Here is an 18579-nt window from a genome sequence, read left to right as displayed (position 1 = left end):
GTTGGGGTAATAAAATATTGCGAGTATGCTTAATTGTAACATCGCTATTAGTAATCACCAACTCGACGATAAATTAAATATGCACACAGAATGATCTTAGATAGCTCCCTAATTAATCTAGATAAGTTATCTGGACAGTCATCTTGCGCCAGACAGCCTAATTGAAAGGCAACCCCATGGATAATAGCTTAAACGGCTCCGCTGAGGAGTCATTTAAAGAGATACAGGATGATGTCTTTGTTCTGCGTCATACGTTTGCATTGCCAAAGATAAATTATGTCGACATTGCTTTACATGAACAGTTGCCGCATATGATGGCACATTGGCCACTTCTGGCTGAATTTGCGCTTTCAATAATGCCAGCAGACTCGCCGGCCAGTCCTACCGAACAAAACAATAAGAGTAATTAAGTTATGCCAGTAATAGCACTACAGGGCATTCGTGGTGGTGTTGGAACCACATCGGTCACTGCGGGTCTGGCCTGGGCATTATATGCGCTGGGAGAGTCGGTATTGGTCATCGACTTTTCACCAGACAATTTGTTACGCCTCCATTTCAATATGCCCCATGAAAACCCGCGTGGATGGGCACGCGCTGAAATTGATGGCGAGGGTTGGAACCAGGGAGCCATGCAATATTGCGACACCCTGGCTTTCCTGCCGTTTGGTCAAGTGACACCGAGTGAGCGTCAGGCGCTCTATTCACGGCATCTGCAAGCGCCTGCCCATTGGCAATATAATCTTGCACAACTTAATCTTTCACGACGCCATGCGGACAACCCTTTCCGCTGGATATTGCTCGATATTCCGGCGGGCGATGGCCCGCTGACGCAACAACTGTTGGCCACGAGCGATCACGCCATTCTGTTGCTCACTCCCGATGCCAATTGCCATGCCCGCCTGCATCAGCAAACGTTGCCGGCGGGGAGCCATCTGCTCATCAATCAATTCTCCCCCGCAAGCCAGCTCCAGCACGACCTCAATCAGCTATGGAACCAGACGCTGCATGGCGTGATCCCGGTTGTTATCCACCGGGATGAAGCGATGGCCGAATCGATGGCGATGAAACAGCCCGTGGGTGAATACCGCCCGGATTGTATGACTGCCGAAGAGATCACCACGCTGGCTAACTGGTGCCTTATCCATTGTTCGGACGCAGTATCATGAGCCTACTCCTGCGCGCATTTCTGCTCCCGCCCGTAACCGAGCGGATACAGCAGCGTTATTGCGGCTACCGAAATAACGGCGCGTCGGCATTGGCGGCGTGGCTGATGACGGTGCAGGTGATTTTGTGCTGGATGTTCCTTCGTCTCGAATCACCCGCGTGGCAGCAGGTGCGGGAGAATCGGCAGCAGTGGTTTCCCCATATTTCCGCATCACGTCCGCGCCCATTGGACGGTCTGCGTTATCTGGTGCAGGGCATATGGCTGGTGGTAGTGATGCCAGGGCAACATCTGGTTGATATGACGACACTGAGTATCAAACTGGCCTACTGGCGGCAACGCTACTATCAGTGGCTGAAAAAAATACCCGCGCGGCTTGAAAAGACCGGGCTGGAGCGGGAGACCGTCAAGCGCCTGGGCCGTCTGAATCGCGGCGTGCGTTTCGTCCTGTTTGTCTGCCTGAGCCTGCTTGCTGCGATAATGGCGCTGTTCTGTATTTCGCAACCGTTCAGTCTTTCTGCCCAATTCGTGTTCGTGGTGCTGTTGTGGGGGATTGCGATGGTGATACGGCGCATTCCGGGGAGAGTACCGGCGCTCATGCTGATCGTCCTGTCGCTTACGATCTCCTGCCGTTATCTCTGGTGGCGTTATACCTCGACCCTGAATTGGGACGATCCGGTGAGCCTGACCTGCGGCCTGCTGCTGCTGGCTGCCGAAACCTATTCGTGGATGGTACTGGTGCTTGGCTATTTCCAGACCATTTGGCCGTTGAACCGCAAGCCCGTCGCGATGCCTGTCGATCTCCAGACCTGGCCAACGATCGACATTATGATCCCGACGTACAATGAAGATCTGAGCGTGGTCAAACCGACGCTCTACGCCGCACTGGGGATCGACTGGCCGCACGATAAATTGACCATCTATCTGCTGGACGACGGCAATCGCCCTGAGTTCGCAGCCTTTGCGCAGGAACTGGGGATTGAGTACCTCGCCCGTCCCACCCATGAAAATGCCAAAGCGGGTAACATCAACTACGCGCTGGGCAGAGCGAAAGGCGAGTTCGTGGCCATATTTGACTGCGACCACGTGCCAACGCGTTCTTTCCTGCAAATGAGTTTGGGTTGGTTTTTCAAGGATGCCAAACTCGGGATATTACAGACCCCACACCACTTTTTCTCACCCGATCCTTTCGAACGTAATCTGGGGCGCTTTCGGCGTACGCCCAATGAAGGCTCGCTGTTCTATGGTCTGGTTCAGGACGGTAATGACCTGTGGAACGCAACGTTCTTCTGTGGTTCCTGCGCCGTCATGCGCCGCAGCGCGTTGGATGAGATTGGCGTCATCGCCGTGGACACCGTCACCGAGGATGCGCATACCTCGCTGCGTTTGCACCGTGCGGGGTATTCATCGGCGTATATCCGCATTCCGCAGGCGGCCGGGCTGGCGACCGAAAGCCTTTCTGCGCATATTCAGCAGCGCATCCGCTGGGCCCGGGGAATGGTGCAGATCTTCCGTCTGGATAATCCGCTGCTTGGCAAAGGGCTGAAACTGGCCCAGCGACTGTGCTATGCCAATGCCATGCTCCATTTTCTGTCAGGTATTCCCCGACTGATTTTCCTGACCGCGCCGCTGGCCTTCCTGTTGCTGCATGCCTATATCATTTATGCGCCAGCGGTCGCTATCCTGCTGTATGTTCTGCCGCATATGATTCACGCCAGCCTGACCACATCACGCGTACAGGGTAAATATCGCCACTCTTTCTGGAGTGAAATTTATGAAGCGGTGCTTGCCTGGTACATCGCCCGACCCACCACGATGGCACTGCTCAATCCGCACAACGGTAAATTCAATGTCACCGCGAAAGGCGGGCTGGTGAAAGAAACCTATGTGGATTGGCAAATAACCCGGCCTTACATGGTGCTGATGCTATTGAATCTGGCTGGGCTGATTGTTGGCATCTGGCGCCTTGGTTACGGTAATGCCAATGAAATCATGACGGTACTCATCAGTCTGGCGTGGGTGCTTTACAATATGGTCATTCTCGGCGGGGCAATTGCGGTCGCCTTCGAAGCGCGGCAGTTACGTCAGGCGCATCGCGTCGAAATTGCCATGTCTGCCGGCGTGATGGTGCGTGATGAGCATCTCTATCCGTGTGTTCTGCATGACTATTCGGACAGTGGCGTGGGGGTAAAACTCCATCAGAACGAAGGCATTGCCGTCGGGGATAACGTCACATTGATTCTGCGGCGCGGTCCGCAGGAATTCACTTTCCCCTGTGAGGTAAGCCGTGTTTACGACGATCGTCTGGGCATGAAACTTTGCGCAATGACCCACATACAGCACATCGAATTTATACAGTGTACGTTCGCCCGCGCCGATACCTGGGCGCTGTGGCAGGACGGATTTCCGGAAGACAGGCCAATCAACAGCCTGCGCGAAATACTGGCGCTGGGCTTTCGTGGCTACCAGCAGATGGCGGAGTTTGCACCAGCACCGATTCGTCAGGTTCTGATCAAGCTTCTCTCGTTCACTGCCTGGTTCCTGTCCTTTTTCCCTAGAGGCGTGGCGGAGATCCCCGCAGGGCGTCTTCACGATGAGAGGGTGGCTCAGTCTTAATGAAGAATATGATGATGAAAAATAAGATGATCAAAAAAATCACTGGCTTAACGGCATTGGCCCTGGCGCTGGGCGCAACGTATGGCGTGGGGGCCGTAGAGAAAACGCCAATGCACAGAGAGGCCCCTGCATTAGCCGCACCGCAAGCTTCAGTGGGTGTAGTGGCAACGACGGGTATAGCGACGTCAGTAATGCCGCAGGCACCGATACGGGATGTGCAACTGCGTTTTGGTCAGGTTGCGCCGCCGCCGGGGACGTTCGTCCTGCGTGGTGTGCAGCCAGAAGGCCAAATCGAGTTTGGCGTGCGCAGCGATGAGGTGGTGTCACAGGCGCAGTTGAATCTTGAGTTTACCCCCTCGCCGTCGCTGATTCCGGTGGAGTCCCATCTTAAAGTCTATCTGAACGATCAACTGATGGGGGTCGCAACGATCACCAAAGAGCAGTTGGGGAAATCCAATCATATTCAGATGGACATTGATCCGCGCTACATCACCGACTTCAACCGCCTGCGCCTGGTGTTTATCGGCCATTATCAGAACATTTGTGAAAATCCGGCCAACAGCACGATCTGGCTGGATATCGGTAAGGCGAGCTCACTGAATCTGCGTTACCAGACGCTGCCGTTGCAAAACGATCTGTCGCATTTCCCTGAGCCGTTTTTTGACGGCAGGGACACCCGCCCACTGGTACTGCCGATGGTCTTTGCGGGTTCGCCGGATGCCAACCAACAGCGTGCCGCCGCGATCCTCTCTTCGTGGTTTGGTGGCCGGGCACAGTGGCGCGGGCAGACTTTCCCGGCGTTGTTCAACCAATTGCCAGATCGCCATGGCATCGTGTTTGCCACCAACGATAAACGGCCTGATTTCCTGCGTGAGCATCCCCCGGTTGATGGACCGACGGTAGAGATGATCAGTCATCCGGACGATCCCTTCGTAAAATTGTTGGTGATCATGGGGCGCAATGACGATGATCTGATTACCGCCGTTCAGGGGATTTCACAGGGCAACGTTTTGTTCCGTGGGCAACGAGCGGTAGTCGATCAAATGCAGCAGTTGATGCCACGTCAGCCTTACGATGCACCTAACTGGGTGCGGACTGACCGGCCAATGACCTTTGGCGAACTGAAGCAGTACCCGGAGCAATTGCAGTCCAGCGGTATCCAGCCTTATCCCGTGTCGCTGACGATGAATCTCCCGCCGGATCTGTTCCTGATCCACAGTTCAGGGATCGACATGCGGCTGAAATACCGCTACACCGCGCCGCAACTGGAAAACTCGTCACGGCTGAGCATCAGTTTGAACAATCAGTTTGTGCAGGCCTATACACTGGTTCCCGATCGCAATCAGGGTACGGAAGTACTGCATTTGCAGATGCTGAAAGGGCTGTTTGATTCAGGTAAAGAACTGACCATTCCTGCGCTGAAACTGGGCGCAGTGAACCAGATGACATTTGATTTCGATTACACCACGCTGCTCGCCAGTGGAACCGAAGGGCGTTGTGAAACCTATACGACGGCCATCAATCATGTGGTGGTTGACGATAACTCCACCATCGATTTCTCCGGCTATCGTCATTTTATCCCGATGCCCGATCTCCGCGCCTTTGCCAACGCCGGTTTCCCTTTCAGCCGCATGGCGGATCTTTCGGAAACATTGGTGCTGGTGAATAAACAACCGCAGCCTATTCAGGTCACCACGCTGCTGAATGCGGTGGGGAATATCGGGGCGTTGACCGGCTATCCGGCGCAGGCGTTGCGTCTGAGCGATGATTGGTCACAAGCGAAAAACCTTGATAGCGATATTCTGATGGTGGGCAATATTCCGCCGGAACTGCGCGATGACACCAAGATCAGCATGCTGGTGGACGCCACGCAGAGCTGGGTGAAACAACCCGTCAGACAAGGGCCGTTGCCCGACATGAACTCTCCCGCCAGCGACGCGGTAGCCGATTCAAAAACCACGGTCACGGCGAAAGGTCCACTGGCCGCGATTGTTGGCGTGCAATCGCCAACGCATCCGCAGCGCAGTATCGTAGCACTGCTCGCCGATAGCACATCGGGATTTGAATTGCTCAATCAGGCCATGCTGGACACCGGTAAAAGGGCAGCGATATTTGGTTCGGTGGCGATAATCCGTGAATCGGGCGTGAACAGCCTGCGGGTGGGAGACGTCTATTATGTCGGTCATCTGCCGTGGTGGGAGCGGGTTTGGAACGCATTGGCCACGCATCCCGTTCTGATGGCCTTTATCGCCGTACTGGCTGTCGTTCTGTCTGCTTTATTGTTATGGCGTGGTCTGCAAATGTTGAGTCGCCGTCGTTTATCGCCGGATGATCAGGACTAAGCCAGATGGATAAGATGAAGATCACCCGACTGAGCCTGTTGGCCACGGCTGTATTGCTGGCGCATCCGGTGTTTGCTGAACAGGCCGTCGCACCGCAGCAGTGGCTGATGGAACAGGTGCGGGTGGGTGAAGCGAGCCATAAAGACGATCTGGTACAGCAGTCGCTCTATCGGCTTGAACTGATGGATCCTGATAATCCAGACGTGATCGCCGCCCGATTGCGCCTGGCGCTGCGACAGGGCAATCAGGCATTGGCTCACCAGCAACTGGAGAAGTTGCAGCGGCTGGCACCTGATTCGCCAGTAACCCGACAGGCACAGCTCAGTATCGACATGACCACGCCGCAGACGCAACAGCAACTGCAACAGGCGCGGTTGCTGGCGGCGGCAGGGCGTTTGGACGAGGCGAAAACCCACTACGATGACCTGTTTCATGGTCAGCCGCCGACAGTCGAGCTTGCTGTGGAATACTGGCGTTTGGTGGCGCGCTTGCCGGGTCAACAGCGCCGGGCGATTGACCAATTGCAGGCACTGGATAAGCAGTATCCCGGCAATGCCCCCCTGCGTGAAACGCTGGCAAAAATGTTGTTCAGTCAGCATCGCGATGCGGAAGGTTATGCGGTATTACTGCAACTGGCCAATGATTCTGAGGGGCGCAATCCGGCGGCGGAGATGTGGATGGATAACATCAAGGCCATTCCTGTCGGGGATCGCAGTATCAATGCACTTCATGAATTTATTGCGGTTTTTGGTCAGGGGCAGCAGGTGGCAGACGCGCAGGTTGAACTGGCACGTCAGCAGAAACTCCTTGCCGATCCGGGTTATCAGGCGCGAATCAAAGGGCTTGAGACGGTTGAGCGCGGGGGTAGCAAACAGGCAATACCGCAACTGCAAAAAGCGCTGGCGGAAACGCCTGATGATGCCGATGTTCTCGGTGCCATGGGGCTGGCCTATGCCCGTTCCGGCCAACGACAGAAAGCCATTGCGCTGTTTGAACAGGCACAGAAAACCGATAAAAATGGTTTTCGTAGTGACAAATGGCGCAGCCTGATTGCCAGCAATCGCTATTGGTTACAGCTCAATGAAGCCGATGCGGCGCTTAAGGCGGGGAATCTCTCACTCGCGCAGCAGCGGTATCAGCAAGCACTGCATAGCGATGGCAGCAACGCGCAGCCGTATGTTGGGTTGGGTGATGTCGCGATTGCCAGGCATGATGACGTGACGGCAGAACGTTATTACCGTCAGGCATCACGCATTGATCCATCCAACGGCAGCGCCGTGCGGGGCTTGGCGGGAATTTACCAACGCCAGTCGCCGCAGAAAGCCCTCGATTATCTGACGCATCTCAGCGGCAGTCAGCGTGGGGCAATGCGTGACAGGGTCACAAGTTTGCAAGTGGATGTATTGAGCAGCGAGGGCGATCGGTACGTTGCCCAGCAACAGTGGGCGCAGGCGGCGGCGAAATATCGCGCTGCGCAGCAACTGGCACCTGATAACGTCTGGCTGACGTATCACCTGGCGCAGGCCCTGCGCAGCGCGGGTGAACCACAGCAGGCAGATGCCGCTTTCCATCCGCTGGTAGAAAACCAACGCAGCAATCCAGAACAGGTTTATGCATATGCACTTTACCTGTCATCAAGTGAACGTCCCGATCAGGCACTGGCACATTTGCGCACGCTGCCCACCGCGCAATGGAGCGAGGGGATGCGTGAACTGTTGCAACGTTTGCAGTTGCAAGACCAATTGGATTACGCCTCCCGGTTACGTGATAGCGGAAATGAACCCGCGGCCATATCCTGGCTCAACAAACAGCCGCGCAATACCCGCATTGATCTCACGCTTGCCGACTGGGCGTTGGCGCGTGAAGACTATGACGCTGCGCTAAAAACCTATCAGCAGGTCAAAGTGCGTGAACCGGATAACCGTGATGCACGACTCGGTGAAATCGAGGCATTTGTCGGTCAGGGACGGATCAGCGAGGCACGCCAGCAACTCATGACCACGCAAGTAGCGTCTGCCGACAATCCGGACTCACTCAACACGCAACGGCGGATTGCCGGTTTGTGGAACGACGTCGGCGAACCGCAGAAAGCGTTGTCCCAGTTGCAGTCGTTGAAACCTGCGGCCAGTCAGGCAGGTGTATCCCAGACCAGCGCGTTGGTTTATCGCGACAGTGCCCGCCTTGAAACGCAACTTCAGCAGCCAGAGGCGGCGCAGCAGGATTATCAGCATGCCGTGGTTGCCAGCGATATTACGCCTGCGTTACCGAAAGACAACGACAGCTATACCTTTCTGACGCGTAATCAGGAGGAGGATGATTGGCTAAAACGCGGGATCCGTTCTGACGCCGCCGATCTTTATCACCAGCAAGACGTCACGGTAACGCTCGATCACGATTATTGGGGATCGAGTGGAACCGGTGGGATTTCAGACTTGAGCGCGCATGACACCATGCTCCAGGTGGATATGCCGTATCTCGATGGCCGCGCCTTTTTCCGTAAGGATACCGTGCAACTGAATGCCGGGAGTTTCTCCACCACTGACGGGACTCACAATGAAGTCTTCGGTGCCTGTGCCAGCGTCGGTTGCAGTGACGATTTACAGCAGAAAACCACCGGTACCAGTCTGGCTGTCGGCTGGCAAAACGATCGCTGGCAGGGCGATATTGGTACGACCCCGCTGGGTTTTGACGTGGTGGATTGGGTGGGAGGAGTGAGTTACAGCGGCGACTGGCAGCACATCGGCTGGACAGCCACGGCCTCGCGCCGACCTGTATCCAGTTCGCTGTTAGCCTTCGCCGGAACGCGCGACCCGGCCACGGGAACCACCTGGGGCGGCGTTCGCGCCACCGGGGTGACTCTTTCGGCCAGTTACGATCGCGGTGAAGCCAATGGCGTCTGGAGCAATTTGGGGTTCCATGAACTTACCGGCGAAAATGTCGCAGACAACCAGCGTACCCGCTTTATGGCGGGCTATTACTACAAGCTGATCAATGAGAACAACCGTCGCGCAACGGTCGGCCTGAACACCATGTGGTGGCACTTTCAAAAGGATTTGAGCGAGTATTCGCTGGGTCAGGGCGGCTATTACAGTCCACAGCAGTATGTGTCGTTTTCAGTGCCGGTGAATTACCGCCAGCGGACGGAAAACTGGTCATGGGAAGTGGGTGGCACGGTGGGCTGGTCACATGCCAAAACCAGCGATCAGCTGCGTTATCCGCTGCAAGGATTGATTCCTGACAGTTTCGCTGACAAAAACGTCATTGAGGAAGGCGGCAGCAGTTCCGGGATCGGCTATACGCTGCGAGCCATTATTGAGCGTCGGTTGAGTTCACACTGGACGCTCGGTGCGGGTATCGATATTCAGGAAGCGAAAGATTACACCCCAAGCCATGCGTTGATTTACGTGCGCTACTCAATGGCCGGGTGGCAAGGCGATCTCGATTTGCCACCACAACCATTAACGCCTTACGCTGACTTCCGGTAGTACCAGAGCAGACAGTACCAAAGCAGGGAATACCAAAGCAGGCCGTACTCAATAGTGCACCATATCTATCGCAACGTCGGTCACGGCAGAGAGCAATTCCTTGCCCGAAGCGTGTGAGTGAACGGTGTAAAAGACTTTTGCTGTCCCTACGGATATTTTTTCCAGTTCGGCAGTAGAGATAATGAAGCAGAATTCCCGAATAAAATCGCGGGCGGTGACGGTCGTTTGGGCAACAACGTCGCTACCCGGTATGGATTGTCCAGCAAGCGTGTATCCCTTCCAGTAAAGGGTGACCCGATCGCCTACCTGCATTTGCCAGTACAGCGGAATAACCACCATCGCACCGCCATAACCAAGAACCCGATAGTCACACAGTAAACCGCCGTTTGCCTCAGGAAGTTTCGGTGCAGGCAGGCATCTGTTGGCAGTGAGATTCACCAGAACATCGGTCGGTTTCGAGAAATGCAGGCTCCCATTACGTTTTTTCAGACGGTAACTCAGATGTGCTCTGCCAAAGTTAATCAGGCTGAGGGTCTCTTTGGGAATAAAGAACAGTATCCTGCGGTTTATATCACTCTTGCCAAGGGTGTGTTCCCTGGTGAATAAACTATTGAGCAGCATGACACCGGAAATATCGTACCCTTGCCATTCCAGGGATAATTTGTCACCCATTTCAAATTCATGACTGGACATCAGATACACAACCAATCCTTGCGTTGTGAGGTGCCGTCTCGTAATGATATGCGTTTTTTCTCCCCCCAAGGTGAATAGCGGCGGTAAATGGTCAATCCCTGCTTCAAAATCAATTAATAGACGGCATGCCGGGGAGTAACGTAGAAAGCCTTGCGGTCCGGTCAATACATAAAAAAAATGATAATAACCTGATTCACTGAAAGAACTGAGAGGGATGTAAAACGCCAATGACCGATATAGAGTTGATTTTTCAAGCCTTACCGTCTCTGTGTGTGTGCCGCATAGCAACGTGATGTATGTTGCGCCAATGAATGTTTCATCCGGATTAACACTGATTAACATGACATTACCGATATCGCAGTTATTGGCTTCGTTATGCAAAAAAGAAGGAATGAAGGGGTAAGGTAAGCTGGCCGGTGTGATGGGCATAAACGCTCCTGATATTACCAATGCTATGAAGGCTATTTACAAAATGATTAATTGCACTGAAACCAACGGTTATTTACAGCGCCATAAAAACTGTTTTTTGAATGTTTGTCGGAGGAGGAGTCTACGGGATGTATCCAAGATGAGACGTGCCATTAAGCACCGTACCTAAGGCATAAAATGCATGTCTGGTTTTTTATGGGGAATTAAAGGTGAGGTGCCAACGCCGATACGAAATGCATCGGCGTTGAGCCAGGGAAGGATGACGTAAAGTCAGGCAGCAGGAAAGGCGGGTTTGCTGCGCCAGAAACGCCAGTTGATGGCAAATCCCTGGTAATTTTGGCTAAAACGGTAGTTCAGTCCATTTGCCAGCAGCTCCAGCGCGAGGCAAAAAATGAAATAGACCAGCGCAACAAATAAAAACACCTCCATGGGATAGACCATGCTGCGGTTATTCACTTGCGTGGCGAGGAACGTCAATTCACTCACACCGACAATATAGGCCAATGACGTATCTTTTATCAGGGCGATCCATTGGTTGATAAAAGAGGGCACCATCATACGCAATGCCTGTGGTAACACGACATATCCCAGAACCTGCCAGCGGTTGAAACCCAATGAGAGCCCGGCCTGCCACTGACCGGCGCCAATCGCCACAATACCGGCCTTGACGCCATGGGCCAGATAAGAAGAAACAATCAATGTCAGCGCGCAGACCACGGTAGTAATTTCCGGGATATCGACGCCAAACACGATAGGCAGCAGGAAATAGGTCCAGAATATCAACATGATGACGGGAATGGCGCGGAAAAACCCGAGAACCATCGCCAAAGCAGCGACCCAGACGCCACGGGACATTGCCAGCGCCACGCCGAGCAGCGTACCCAAAACAACCGATGCCAATCCCGCCATCAGGCTCATTGCCAGCGTCAGTGCCGCGCCACCCAAGGGGCCGTCAGGAAATGTACCCCACAGCAGATAAGCCAGATTGTCCGCAATAACCGTAAAATCCATCTTAATGTCCCCGTTGAATCTGTCGTTGCTGACGCCACATTCCCCAGCCTTCCAGCAGGGCGATGATCGCGATGTACAGCAGGGTTGCGACGCCAAATGCCTGGAAAGTGCGCAGCGTTTCGGTTTCAACCTGTCGCGAGGCGTAGGAGAGTTCAGCGACGCCGATCGTCATCGTCAATGACGAGTTTTTAATCACGTTCATATACTGACCGAGCAAGGGCGGCATGGCGATTTTCAACGCCTGCGGCAGAACCACATAGCGCATCGACTGTAGCGCAGAGAGCCCCAGCGCATTGGCCGCCTGTTTTTGCCCGACGGCGACGCCACGGATCCCTGAGCGGATCTCTTCAGCAATAAATGCGGTTGAATAGAGCGTCAGTCCAGCCCACCCGGCAAGAAATTCAAAGGATGGCCAACCGAGTGTGAAACCGCCAAAAATGAAATCATGGGGGGTATTGAGCCATTGCATCACGGACGAGGGAAAGACCTGGCCGGAGGCGAAATACCAGAAGAACAGTTGCACCAATAATGGCGTATTGCGAAATATGGCGCTGTAGATCCAGGCGACTGTCCTGATGGGGCGGACAGTGCTGTCTCTGGCGGCAGCGAGGAAAAATCCGAGCAGTGTGGCAAAGAGGATCGTGCAGAAAGAGAGCCACAGCGTCAGAAGGAATCCGTGCCATAACCAGCTCAAATATTGAGGTGCCAACAGCCAGGCATAGAGGGATTGCAAATTCATGGTGCCAACCTAAAAAACGCCCTCCGCAAAAGCAGAGGGCCGGGTTTACCGATCATTGACCTGCGTCAGCGAGGCACATCAGGCCTTAGGCTGTTGATCCAATGGGCCGAATGTAAAGTTGCCGCGCGGTTGCGCCGCTTTGCTTTCTGGACCGAACCACTGGTTGTAAATCTTCGCTGCGTCACCGTCTTTCTCCAGTTTCACCAGCGTCTGGTTTACTGCTTCCGTCAGCGCCTGCTCACCTTTTGGAATGCCAATGCCCTGGTATTCTTTGGTAATACTGAATGGGGAGATCTCGAAGTCAGCTTTTTGCGCTGCCGGCAGGTTACCCAACAGCCCGACCAGTTTGGCATCATCCTGAGTGATCGCCTGAACGTTACCATTACGCAGGGCGGCAAAAGCCAGCGGAGTATCGTCGTAAGAGATCACTTTTGCTGTTGGATAGTTATCACGCAGGGTGATTTCCTGCACGGTTCCTTTATCCGCACCAATCCGCAGTTTGCGAATATCTTCAGGTGTTTTCAGCACGCCTTTGTGGGCGATAAATTTCTGACCGGTCGCGAAGTAAGGGATACTGAAATTTACTTCTTTGGCGCGTTCGTCAGTAATCGTGAAGTTGGCAGCAATCAAGTCTACTTTCTTCGAGGCCAGCAGCGGAATACGGTTGGCGGGATTGGTGGCACGTAATTCCAGTTTCACGCCGAGATCTTTGGCAATGGCTTGAGCAATATCTACGTCATAGCCGACGAGTTTCTTGCTTTGTGGATCGACATAACCAAAGGGTGGGTTGCTATCGAATACCGCAATCTTCACCACGCCTGCTTTTTTCACATCATCCAGTTTGTCTGCCTGTGCAAAACCCGAAACAGCCGTCAAACCAGCCAGCAAAGTCAACGTTAATGCGCGCTTGTTCATGTTTTTTCTCCAGAAATATTGTTATGTCGCTTTCGACACAAACTACCAAGCGTCCGGGATAACTGGAAATAACATAAAAAGCTATGGTTAGAACAATTAGTGGCATTGTCTACTTTATAACCACTGCGTTAACAATAGGTTATTTGGTTGTTTCTTTCCGGATCAACATAGAGATGGCATAGCGGCGCGAGAAAAGTGTGCATATTTTAGCTGGCTGATGAATCTCTATTCCAAAAAATGCTAAGTAATATTTTTATATTCTTCTGAGTTATTTGCATTGCAGGTAGGATTAGCCTGACACCTCCGCCTCAGGCGAGACATACTTTTGATTGCCCCAGTAAAGCAGCAGATTGCTCTCAAGGGCTGTGCCAGGAAATAGGTATAAGGATTCATTTTATAATGATCGCTTTGTCGAACGTGTCGAAGAAATTCGATAGTGGAAGTAAGCAGATAGTTGCAGTTGATAACATTAATTTAACCGTTGAGGCAGGACAAATTTATGGCATCGTTGGCTACAGTGGTGCAGGTAAAAGTACCCTCATACGATTACTGAATGGCCTTGAAAGTCCGTCCGCTGGATCTATTGTGGTGGCCGGTCAAAATATTGCACAGGCAGATGCAGAACAATTGCGTCAGGCCCGGCTGAAAATCAGTATGGTGTTTCAGCATTTCAATCTGCTCTGGTCGCGGACCGCCAGCGAAAACATCGCTTTTTCGATGCAGATTGCCGGTGTACCCAAAGGCAAGATCCGTCAGCGGGTCGCCGAGTTGATTGCCCTGGTGGGTTTGCAAGGGCGGGAAAATGCCTATCCCTCGCAGTTGAGCGGCGGTCAGAAACAGCGCGTTGGTATAGCCCGCGCGCTGGCGAATAATCCGCAAGTCTTGCTCTGCGATGAGGCGACGTCCGCGTTGGATCCGCAAACGACCGATTCGATCCTCGATTTGTTGCTGGATATCAATCGTAAACTCAATCTGACCATTGTTTTGATCACCCATGAGATGCATGTGGTGCGCAAAATCTGCCAGCGGGTTGCGGTGATGGAAGAGGGGCGGATTGTTGAGGAAGGGCCGGTTCTTGAGGTATTTACCCATCCGCAGCAGCCAATTACGCAGCAATTTGTGAAGCAGGTTGCGCGTTATGAGGAAACGCAAGAGGTGTTCGATCCTCTTCTGCTGGAAAAGTTGCCAGGCGTCATTGTGAAATTGACGTTTGTAGGGATGCAAACCCACCAGCCGGTTATCTCTGACGTTATCCAGCGCTACGGCATTGCGCTGAACATTCTGCACGGCAAGATCACGCAAACCCTGAACGGTACTTTTGGCGAACTCTATGTTCATGTGAGTGCTGACGCACAACAGATTGAAAATATGTTGAATTACCTGCATGAGAAGCAGGTTGCCACCGAGGTGGTTCAGCATGCTTGAGAACGTCTTCCCTCATTTACAACTGAATCAACTTTGGAACGCGACGCTTGAGACGCTCTACATGACGGCTGTCGCAGGCTTTGCGACGTTTATTTTTGGCTTGGTACTCGGTGTGATTCTGTTTTTAAGCTCCCGTGGGCAGTTGCTGCAAAACCGCACTGTCTATAGTTGCATTTCCGTCTTCGTGAACGTGTTCCGCTCAATTCCCTTCATTATTTTGATTGTATTACTGATCCCGTTCACCAAAACATTAATTGGCACCATTTTGGGCGCCAATGCTGCATTGCCTGCACTGATTGTGGGTGCGGCACCGTTTTACGCCAGACTGGTGGAGATTGGCCTGCGTGAAGTTGATAAAGGGGTGATTGAGGCGAGCCGCTCCATGGGGGCCAAGATCCACACCCTTATCTTTGGTGTTTTATTGCCGGAATCCTCACCGGCATTGGTTTCCGGTATCACTGTCACCTTAATCGCGTTGGTGAGTTACACCGCGATGGCTGGGGTCATTGGTGCGGGTGGTTTAGGCAATCTGGCGTATTTGGAAGGGTTCCAGCGCAATCACAACGACGTCACGCTGGTGGCGACGATAACGATTTTGGTGATCGTTTTTATCATTCAGATGATTGGCGACACCCTGACTTCAATCCTTGATAAACGTTAACAGACTGGGAAGAGATAATGAAAAAACACATTTTGACATTAGCCATTGCATCTTTAACTGCACTCAGCCTTTCCGCCAACGCCGACACGCTGGTTGTAGGTGCCTCCAACGTTCCCCATGCTGAAATCCTTGAGCAGGCGAAACCTATTCTTGCCAAAGAGGGGATTGATTTGGAGATCACACCTTTCCAGGACTACATTCTACCGAATACTGCGCTGGCGAGTCATGATATTACTGCCAACTATTTCCAGCATGTACCGTATTTGAATAGCGTGTTAAAAGATCATGCGAATGACAAGAGCTATGATTTTGTCAGCGCAGGTGCGATCCATATTGAGCCGATTGGTATTTACTCAAAGAAATACAAAAGCCTGAAGGATCTGCCCAAGAATGGCAAAGTCATTATGCGTGATTCGGTGGCAGAAGAAGGGCGCATTTTGTCTATCTTCGAGCGTGAGGGTGTGGTGAAGTTGAAACCTGGCGTGAGTAAGGTGGATGCCCGTATTTCAGATATCGTTTCGAACCCAAAGAATCTGAAGTTCCAGGCAAATGTGGAAGGTGCACTGTTGCCGCAGATGTATAACAATGATGAAGGGGATGCCGTGGTGATCAATGCCAACTATGCCATTGATGCGGGACTGAATCCGACCAAGGATCCTATCGCCATTGAAAGCGGCGAAAACAATCCCTATGCCAATATCATTACTGTTCACCGTGGCGACGAAAACAAGCCGGACGTTGTGGCATTGGTGAAGGTATTGCATTCGAAGGAGATTCAGGATTTCATTCGCGAGAAATATCACGGGGCAGTGATACCGGTTTATAACTGAGAGGGTTAAGACCGGTAATTGCGCGGCCTTTTGGCCGCGCAATTGTAGAAAGGAATATTAAGGGCTAACTTTCTGTCTGCAGCGTTTTTTTGCTCTCAGTCAATTCGCCCAATGGGTTATTCCCCCAGCAGTGTTCATACTTCCAACCCGTTAACTCTTCAACAACCGCGCGAGTGGCAGGGCTGATATCGCCAATTGCACCACCGGCTTGGATACGGGCAATCTCTTCAAGCAGAATCATGTGGTTTTTACGATCAAGTTTCATCTGCGTGGTGTAGTAAATGGCTGTGAGTGCCAGAAGAACGAAGCCTATACAGAACACTCCAACAATCGCATACTCCGCGCTCTGCGGTTGCTGGGCTTGTCCGGAAACAAAACCGAACCGGCTCAGTACCCAACCCATGATAAAGACGATGATTGAACGCACCATCTTGCCAGCAAATGTCATGGCACCGGCATAAATACCTTCACGACGGCGACCCGTCAGCACTTCATCGACGTCAGCCAGGAAGGTGTAGACCGTCCAGGGAATGTAGTAAATACCGCCGGTACTCAGGCCAAACACCACGGTGATACCAAACAGCACCAGTACCGTGGTCGTTTCAGACCAGCCAGTGAAATAGAGCGCACTGTATGCCAGCACGCTGACTATCACGACTTGCAGCGCGATGCGGAAAGGGCGGGCAAAGCCGTATTTCACGCAGATGCCGATAAACAGCGCCGTGGAAACCAACTGCAGAATGGAGCTCATACTATTGAGATGCGAAACCAACGCAGCATCCTGTTTCAGGCCAAAGACGATGAAATAGGTAAACGTTGAAGCAAACAGCCATTCGGCACCGAAACCAAACAGGTACATGCCCAGATGTTTGCGGAAAATGCGCAAATAGAATGTGGATACCATGTCAGAAACGAGCTGCTTTAATTGGTTCCACAGGCCGCGAGAGGCGCTGCTAATCACTTCACTGGCTGGGCGTTCCCAAGAGGTGGTATAAAGCGCAATCATCGCCGCACACATAATCAGGCTGTATACCACGCCGGTATAGAAGAAAGGTGTAGCCGAATCTTTACCGTAAATCATGATGAACTGACCAGGAATAAACGCCGCCATGAAGTTGGCTATTTTCCCAAAAATTGCTTTTGAACCGGTCAGTTTTGAGCGCAGTGCGAAGTCAGACGTCATTTCTGGCGCCAGCGTCTCATAGGGCACCATGATCGAGGTGTAGATCAGTTCGAACATGGCGTAAGTAAACAGGTAATACCAGAAACCAAACCCTTCGACCCACAACAGCGGGTAGAGCAGAACCAGTGGGATCCCTATCAGGATAAAGAAACGGCGACGACCAAATAATCTTCCGAGTTTGGTGCGATAAAAGTTGTCAGTGATATACCCCATCAACGGATTACTCACCGCATCAAGGATGCTGGCGAGCGAGAAGATGGCGGCGGCTTGAACCACGGTCAATCCGCAGAACGTGGTATAAAAATACATTAACCACGCACCACTAATTGCCAGTGCACCACTCCCTAGCAAGTTGGCGCTTCCATACCCGAGGGTATGTTTAAGCGAAATTTGTCGGTTCATAAAAATTTTCTTTCCATAAAATAAAACAACGGTTCATTAAATTAGGTTTCTGGTTTTATTTTATAGATTTCAACCGAAAGAAATGCATTGTTGATCACAAAATTACGCAGTAAGGGGCTGAATATGTTGATCGCCATCAACCTTTAGCGCTGATGGCGCTGCGGAGAAGGACAAGGGATTTAATGAATTACTAAGAAAAAGTATTTTCTTTAATTGCTTAAATATGTTCTGACTTTCGTTATTGATGAATTTTCGACCTCAATGAATTTCCTGAACACAATGCAGGTATCGATGTTGATAGTTAAGATAATTGCATCAATGTGGGGGCTGCGCCAAGTCATGGTGTTATGTTTTTGAACTTTGCATTTCAATGCACGCGGGTGTTTAAAGAAGGCTTTGTTGGTTGATTGCTTTGGCTATGCTGTTGTTCTTTAAAAACCGGCTTGGCGCAGGTTTCGGTTGAGTTAAGTTTGGCTTTCTACGTTAGCCAATGTCCAAAGATAGTTTTGTTGGTTGAACGCTCTGGCTATGTTGTTGTTCTTTAAGTATTATGTTTGGCGTTCAAGATACCGTCTTGTCACCTTAGTTGGCAAGACGGATTTCTGCATTGAATTTCATTCCTGACTTCAATACTCCATAGGCCAATTGCAAGAGTTTCCTCATTGCCGCGCAAATCCCTATTTTAC

At 52.1% G+C, this 18579-nt stretch carries 13 protein-coding genes; 8 read left to right on the top strand and 5 right to left on the bottom strand.

Translation table 11 applies throughout. The features are described from left to right. Positions 1 to 176 precede the first annotated feature (176 nt). The 5 genes from bcsR to bcsC are packed head-to-tail and all read left to right on the top strand — an operon-like array spanning position 177 to position 9605. Positions 177 to 410 carry a cellulose biosynthesis protein BcsR gene (bcsR, locus tag DRI82_RS16900; RefSeq protein ID WP_114195080.1) on the top strand — a complete coding sequence of 78 codons (234 nt, stop codon included), beginning with the start codon at positions 177 to 179 and terminating at the stop codon, positions 408 to 410. 3 nt (positions 411 to 413) lie between these two features. After that, positions 414 to 1166, top strand: a complete 753-nt coding sequence (gene bcsQ / locus DRI82_RS16895) for a cellulose biosynthesis protein BcsQ (RefSeq protein WP_114195079.1) — start codon at positions 414 to 416, stop codon at positions 1164 to 1166. Further along, positions 1163 to 3778 carry a UDP-forming cellulose synthase catalytic subunit gene (gene bcsA, locus DRI82_RS16890; RefSeq protein WP_114195078.1) on the top strand — a complete coding sequence of 872 codons (2616 nt, stop codon included), beginning with the start codon at positions 1163 to 1165 and terminating at the stop codon, positions 3776 to 3778. The genes bcsQ and bcsA overlap by 4 nt, the downstream gene beginning before the upstream one ends. 26 nt (positions 3779 to 3804) lie before the next feature. Then, positions 3805 to 6120, top strand: coding sequence for a cellulose biosynthesis cyclic di-GMP-binding regulatory protein BcsB (gene bcsB, locus DRI82_RS16885; RefSeq protein ID WP_114195151.1), 2316 nt, complete (start codon positions 3805 to 3807; stop codon positions 6118 to 6120). Positions 6121 to 6125: 5 nt separating this feature from the next. After that, complete coding sequence (bcsC, locus tag DRI82_RS16880; protein WP_114195077.1) at positions 6126 to 9605, top strand: cellulose synthase complex outer membrane protein BcsC; 3480 nt, start codon at positions 6126 to 6128, stop codon at positions 9603 to 9605. 48 nt (positions 9606 to 9653) lie between these two features. On the opposite strand, the gene DRI82_RS16875 is transcribed toward bcsC, so the two are convergent. The 4 genes from DRI82_RS16875 to DRI82_RS16860 all read right to left on the bottom strand — a co-directional run bounded on the left by DRI82_RS16875 (position 9654) and on the right by DRI82_RS16860 (position 13392). Beyond that, positions 9654 to 10727: a hypothetical protein gene (locus DRI82_RS16875; protein WP_114195076.1), complete on the bottom strand. Its 1074-nt coding sequence runs from the start codon at positions 10725 to 10727 to the stop codon at positions 9654 to 9656. A gap of 270 nt (positions 10728 to 10997) precedes the next feature. Beyond that, on the bottom strand, positions 10998 to 11738 hold the full coding sequence (locus DRI82_RS16870; RefSeq protein WP_114195075.1) for an amino acid ABC transporter permease: 741 nt from the start codon (positions 11736 to 11738) through the stop codon (positions 10998 to 11000). A gap of 1 nt (position 11739) precedes the next feature. After that, positions 11740 to 12477 (bottom strand): amino acid ABC transporter permease, encoded by a 738-nt coding sequence (locus DRI82_RS16865; protein WP_114195074.1) that lies wholly within the window; start codon positions 12475 to 12477, stop codon positions 11740 to 11742. A 78-nt stretch (positions 12478 to 12555) separates the two neighbouring features. Further along, positions 12556 to 13392 (bottom strand): ABC transporter substrate-binding protein, encoded by an 837-nt coding sequence (locus tag DRI82_RS16860; RefSeq protein WP_114195073.1) that lies wholly within the window; start codon positions 13390 to 13392, stop codon positions 12556 to 12558. Positions 13393 to 13791: 399 nt separating this feature from the next. Here DRI82_RS16860 and DRI82_RS16855 point away from each other — a divergent pair, with 399 nt between their 5' ends. From DRI82_RS16855 to DRI82_RS16845, 3 genes are read left to right on the top strand one after another with little or no spacing between them, the layout of a single operon-like run. Beyond that, on the top strand, positions 13792 to 14817 hold the full coding sequence (locus DRI82_RS16855) for a methionine ABC transporter ATP-binding protein (protein WP_114195072.1): 1026 nt from the start codon (positions 13792 to 13794) through the stop codon (positions 14815 to 14817). After that, positions 14810 to 15478: a methionine ABC transporter permease gene (locus tag DRI82_RS16850; protein WP_114195071.1), complete on the top strand. Its 669-nt coding sequence runs from the start codon at positions 14810 to 14812 to the stop codon at positions 15476 to 15478. Before DRI82_RS16855 ends, DRI82_RS16850 begins: the two co-directional genes overlap by 8 nt. Positions 15479 to 15495: 17 nt before the next feature. Beyond that, a complete protein-coding gene (locus DRI82_RS16845) occupies positions 15496 to 16308 on the top strand; it encodes a MetQ/NlpA family ABC transporter substrate-binding protein (RefSeq protein WP_114195070.1) in 813 nt (270 codons plus the stop codon). A 64-nt stretch (positions 16309 to 16372) separates the two neighbouring features. On the opposite strand, the gene DRI82_RS16840 is transcribed toward DRI82_RS16845, so the two are convergent. Beyond that, positions 16373 to 17893, bottom strand: a complete 1521-nt coding sequence (locus tag DRI82_RS16840) for an MFS transporter (protein ID WP_114195069.1) — start codon at positions 17891 to 17893, stop codon at positions 16373 to 16375. Positions 17894 to 18579 lie beyond the last annotated feature (686 nt).

Source organism: Edaphovirga cremea (assembly GCF_003332275.1).
Classification (GTDB): Bacteria; Pseudomonadota; Gammaproteobacteria; order Enterobacterales; family Enterobacteriaceae; genus Edaphovirga; species Edaphovirga cremea.
Note: the sequence above shows the minus strand (reverse complement) of the source record. Positions and strands in the feature narration are given on the sequence as shown.

What these genes read in the sequence shown, in the direction of transcription:
- bcsR (WP_114195080.1), top strand. Translation starts at nt 177, where the DNA reads ATGGATAATAGCTTAAACGGCTCCGCTGAGGAGTCATTTAAAGAGATA.
- bcsQ (WP_114195079.1), top strand. Translation starts at nt 414, where the DNA reads ATGCCAGTAATAGCACTACAGGGCATTCGTGGTGGTGTTGGAACCACA.
- bcsA (WP_114195078.1), top strand. Translation starts at nt 1,163, where the DNA reads ATGAGCCTACTCCTGCGCGCATTTCTGCTCCCGCCCGTAACCGAGCGG.
- bcsB (WP_114195151.1), top strand. Translation starts at nt 3,805, where the DNA reads ATGATCAAAAAAATCACTGGCTTAACGGCATTGGCCCTGGCGCTGGGC.
- bcsC (WP_114195077.1), top strand. Translation starts at nt 6,126, where the DNA reads ATGGATAAGATGAAGATCACCCGACTGAGCCTGTTGGCCACGGCTGTA.
- DRI82_RS16875 (WP_114195076.1), bottom strand. Translation starts at nt 10,727, where the DNA reads ATGCCCATCACACCGGCCAGCTTACCTTACCCCTTCATTCCTTCTTTT.
- DRI82_RS16870 (WP_114195075.1), bottom strand. Translation starts at nt 11,738, where the DNA reads ATGGATTTTACGGTTATTGCGGACAATCTGGCTTATCTGCTGTGGGGT.
- DRI82_RS16865 (WP_114195074.1), bottom strand. Translation starts at nt 12,477, where the DNA reads ATGAATTTGCAATCCCTCTATGCCTGGCTGTTGGCACCTCAATATTTG.
- DRI82_RS16860 (WP_114195073.1), bottom strand. Translation starts at nt 13,392, where the DNA reads ATGAACAAGCGCGCATTAACGTTGACTTTGCTGGCTGGTTTGACGGCT.
- DRI82_RS16855 (WP_114195072.1), top strand. Translation starts at nt 13,792, where the DNA reads ATGATCGCTTTGTCGAACGTGTCGAAGAAATTCGATAGTGGAAGTAAG.
- DRI82_RS16850 (WP_114195071.1), top strand. Translation starts at nt 14,810, where the DNA reads ATGCTTGAGAACGTCTTCCCTCATTTACAACTGAATCAACTTTGGAAC.
- DRI82_RS16845 (WP_114195070.1), top strand. Translation starts at nt 15,496, where the DNA reads ATGAAAAAACACATTTTGACATTAGCCATTGCATCTTTAACTGCACTC.
- DRI82_RS16840 (WP_114195069.1), bottom strand. Translation starts at nt 17,893, where the DNA reads ATGAACCGACAAATTTCGCTTAAACATACCCTCGGGTATGGAAGCGCC.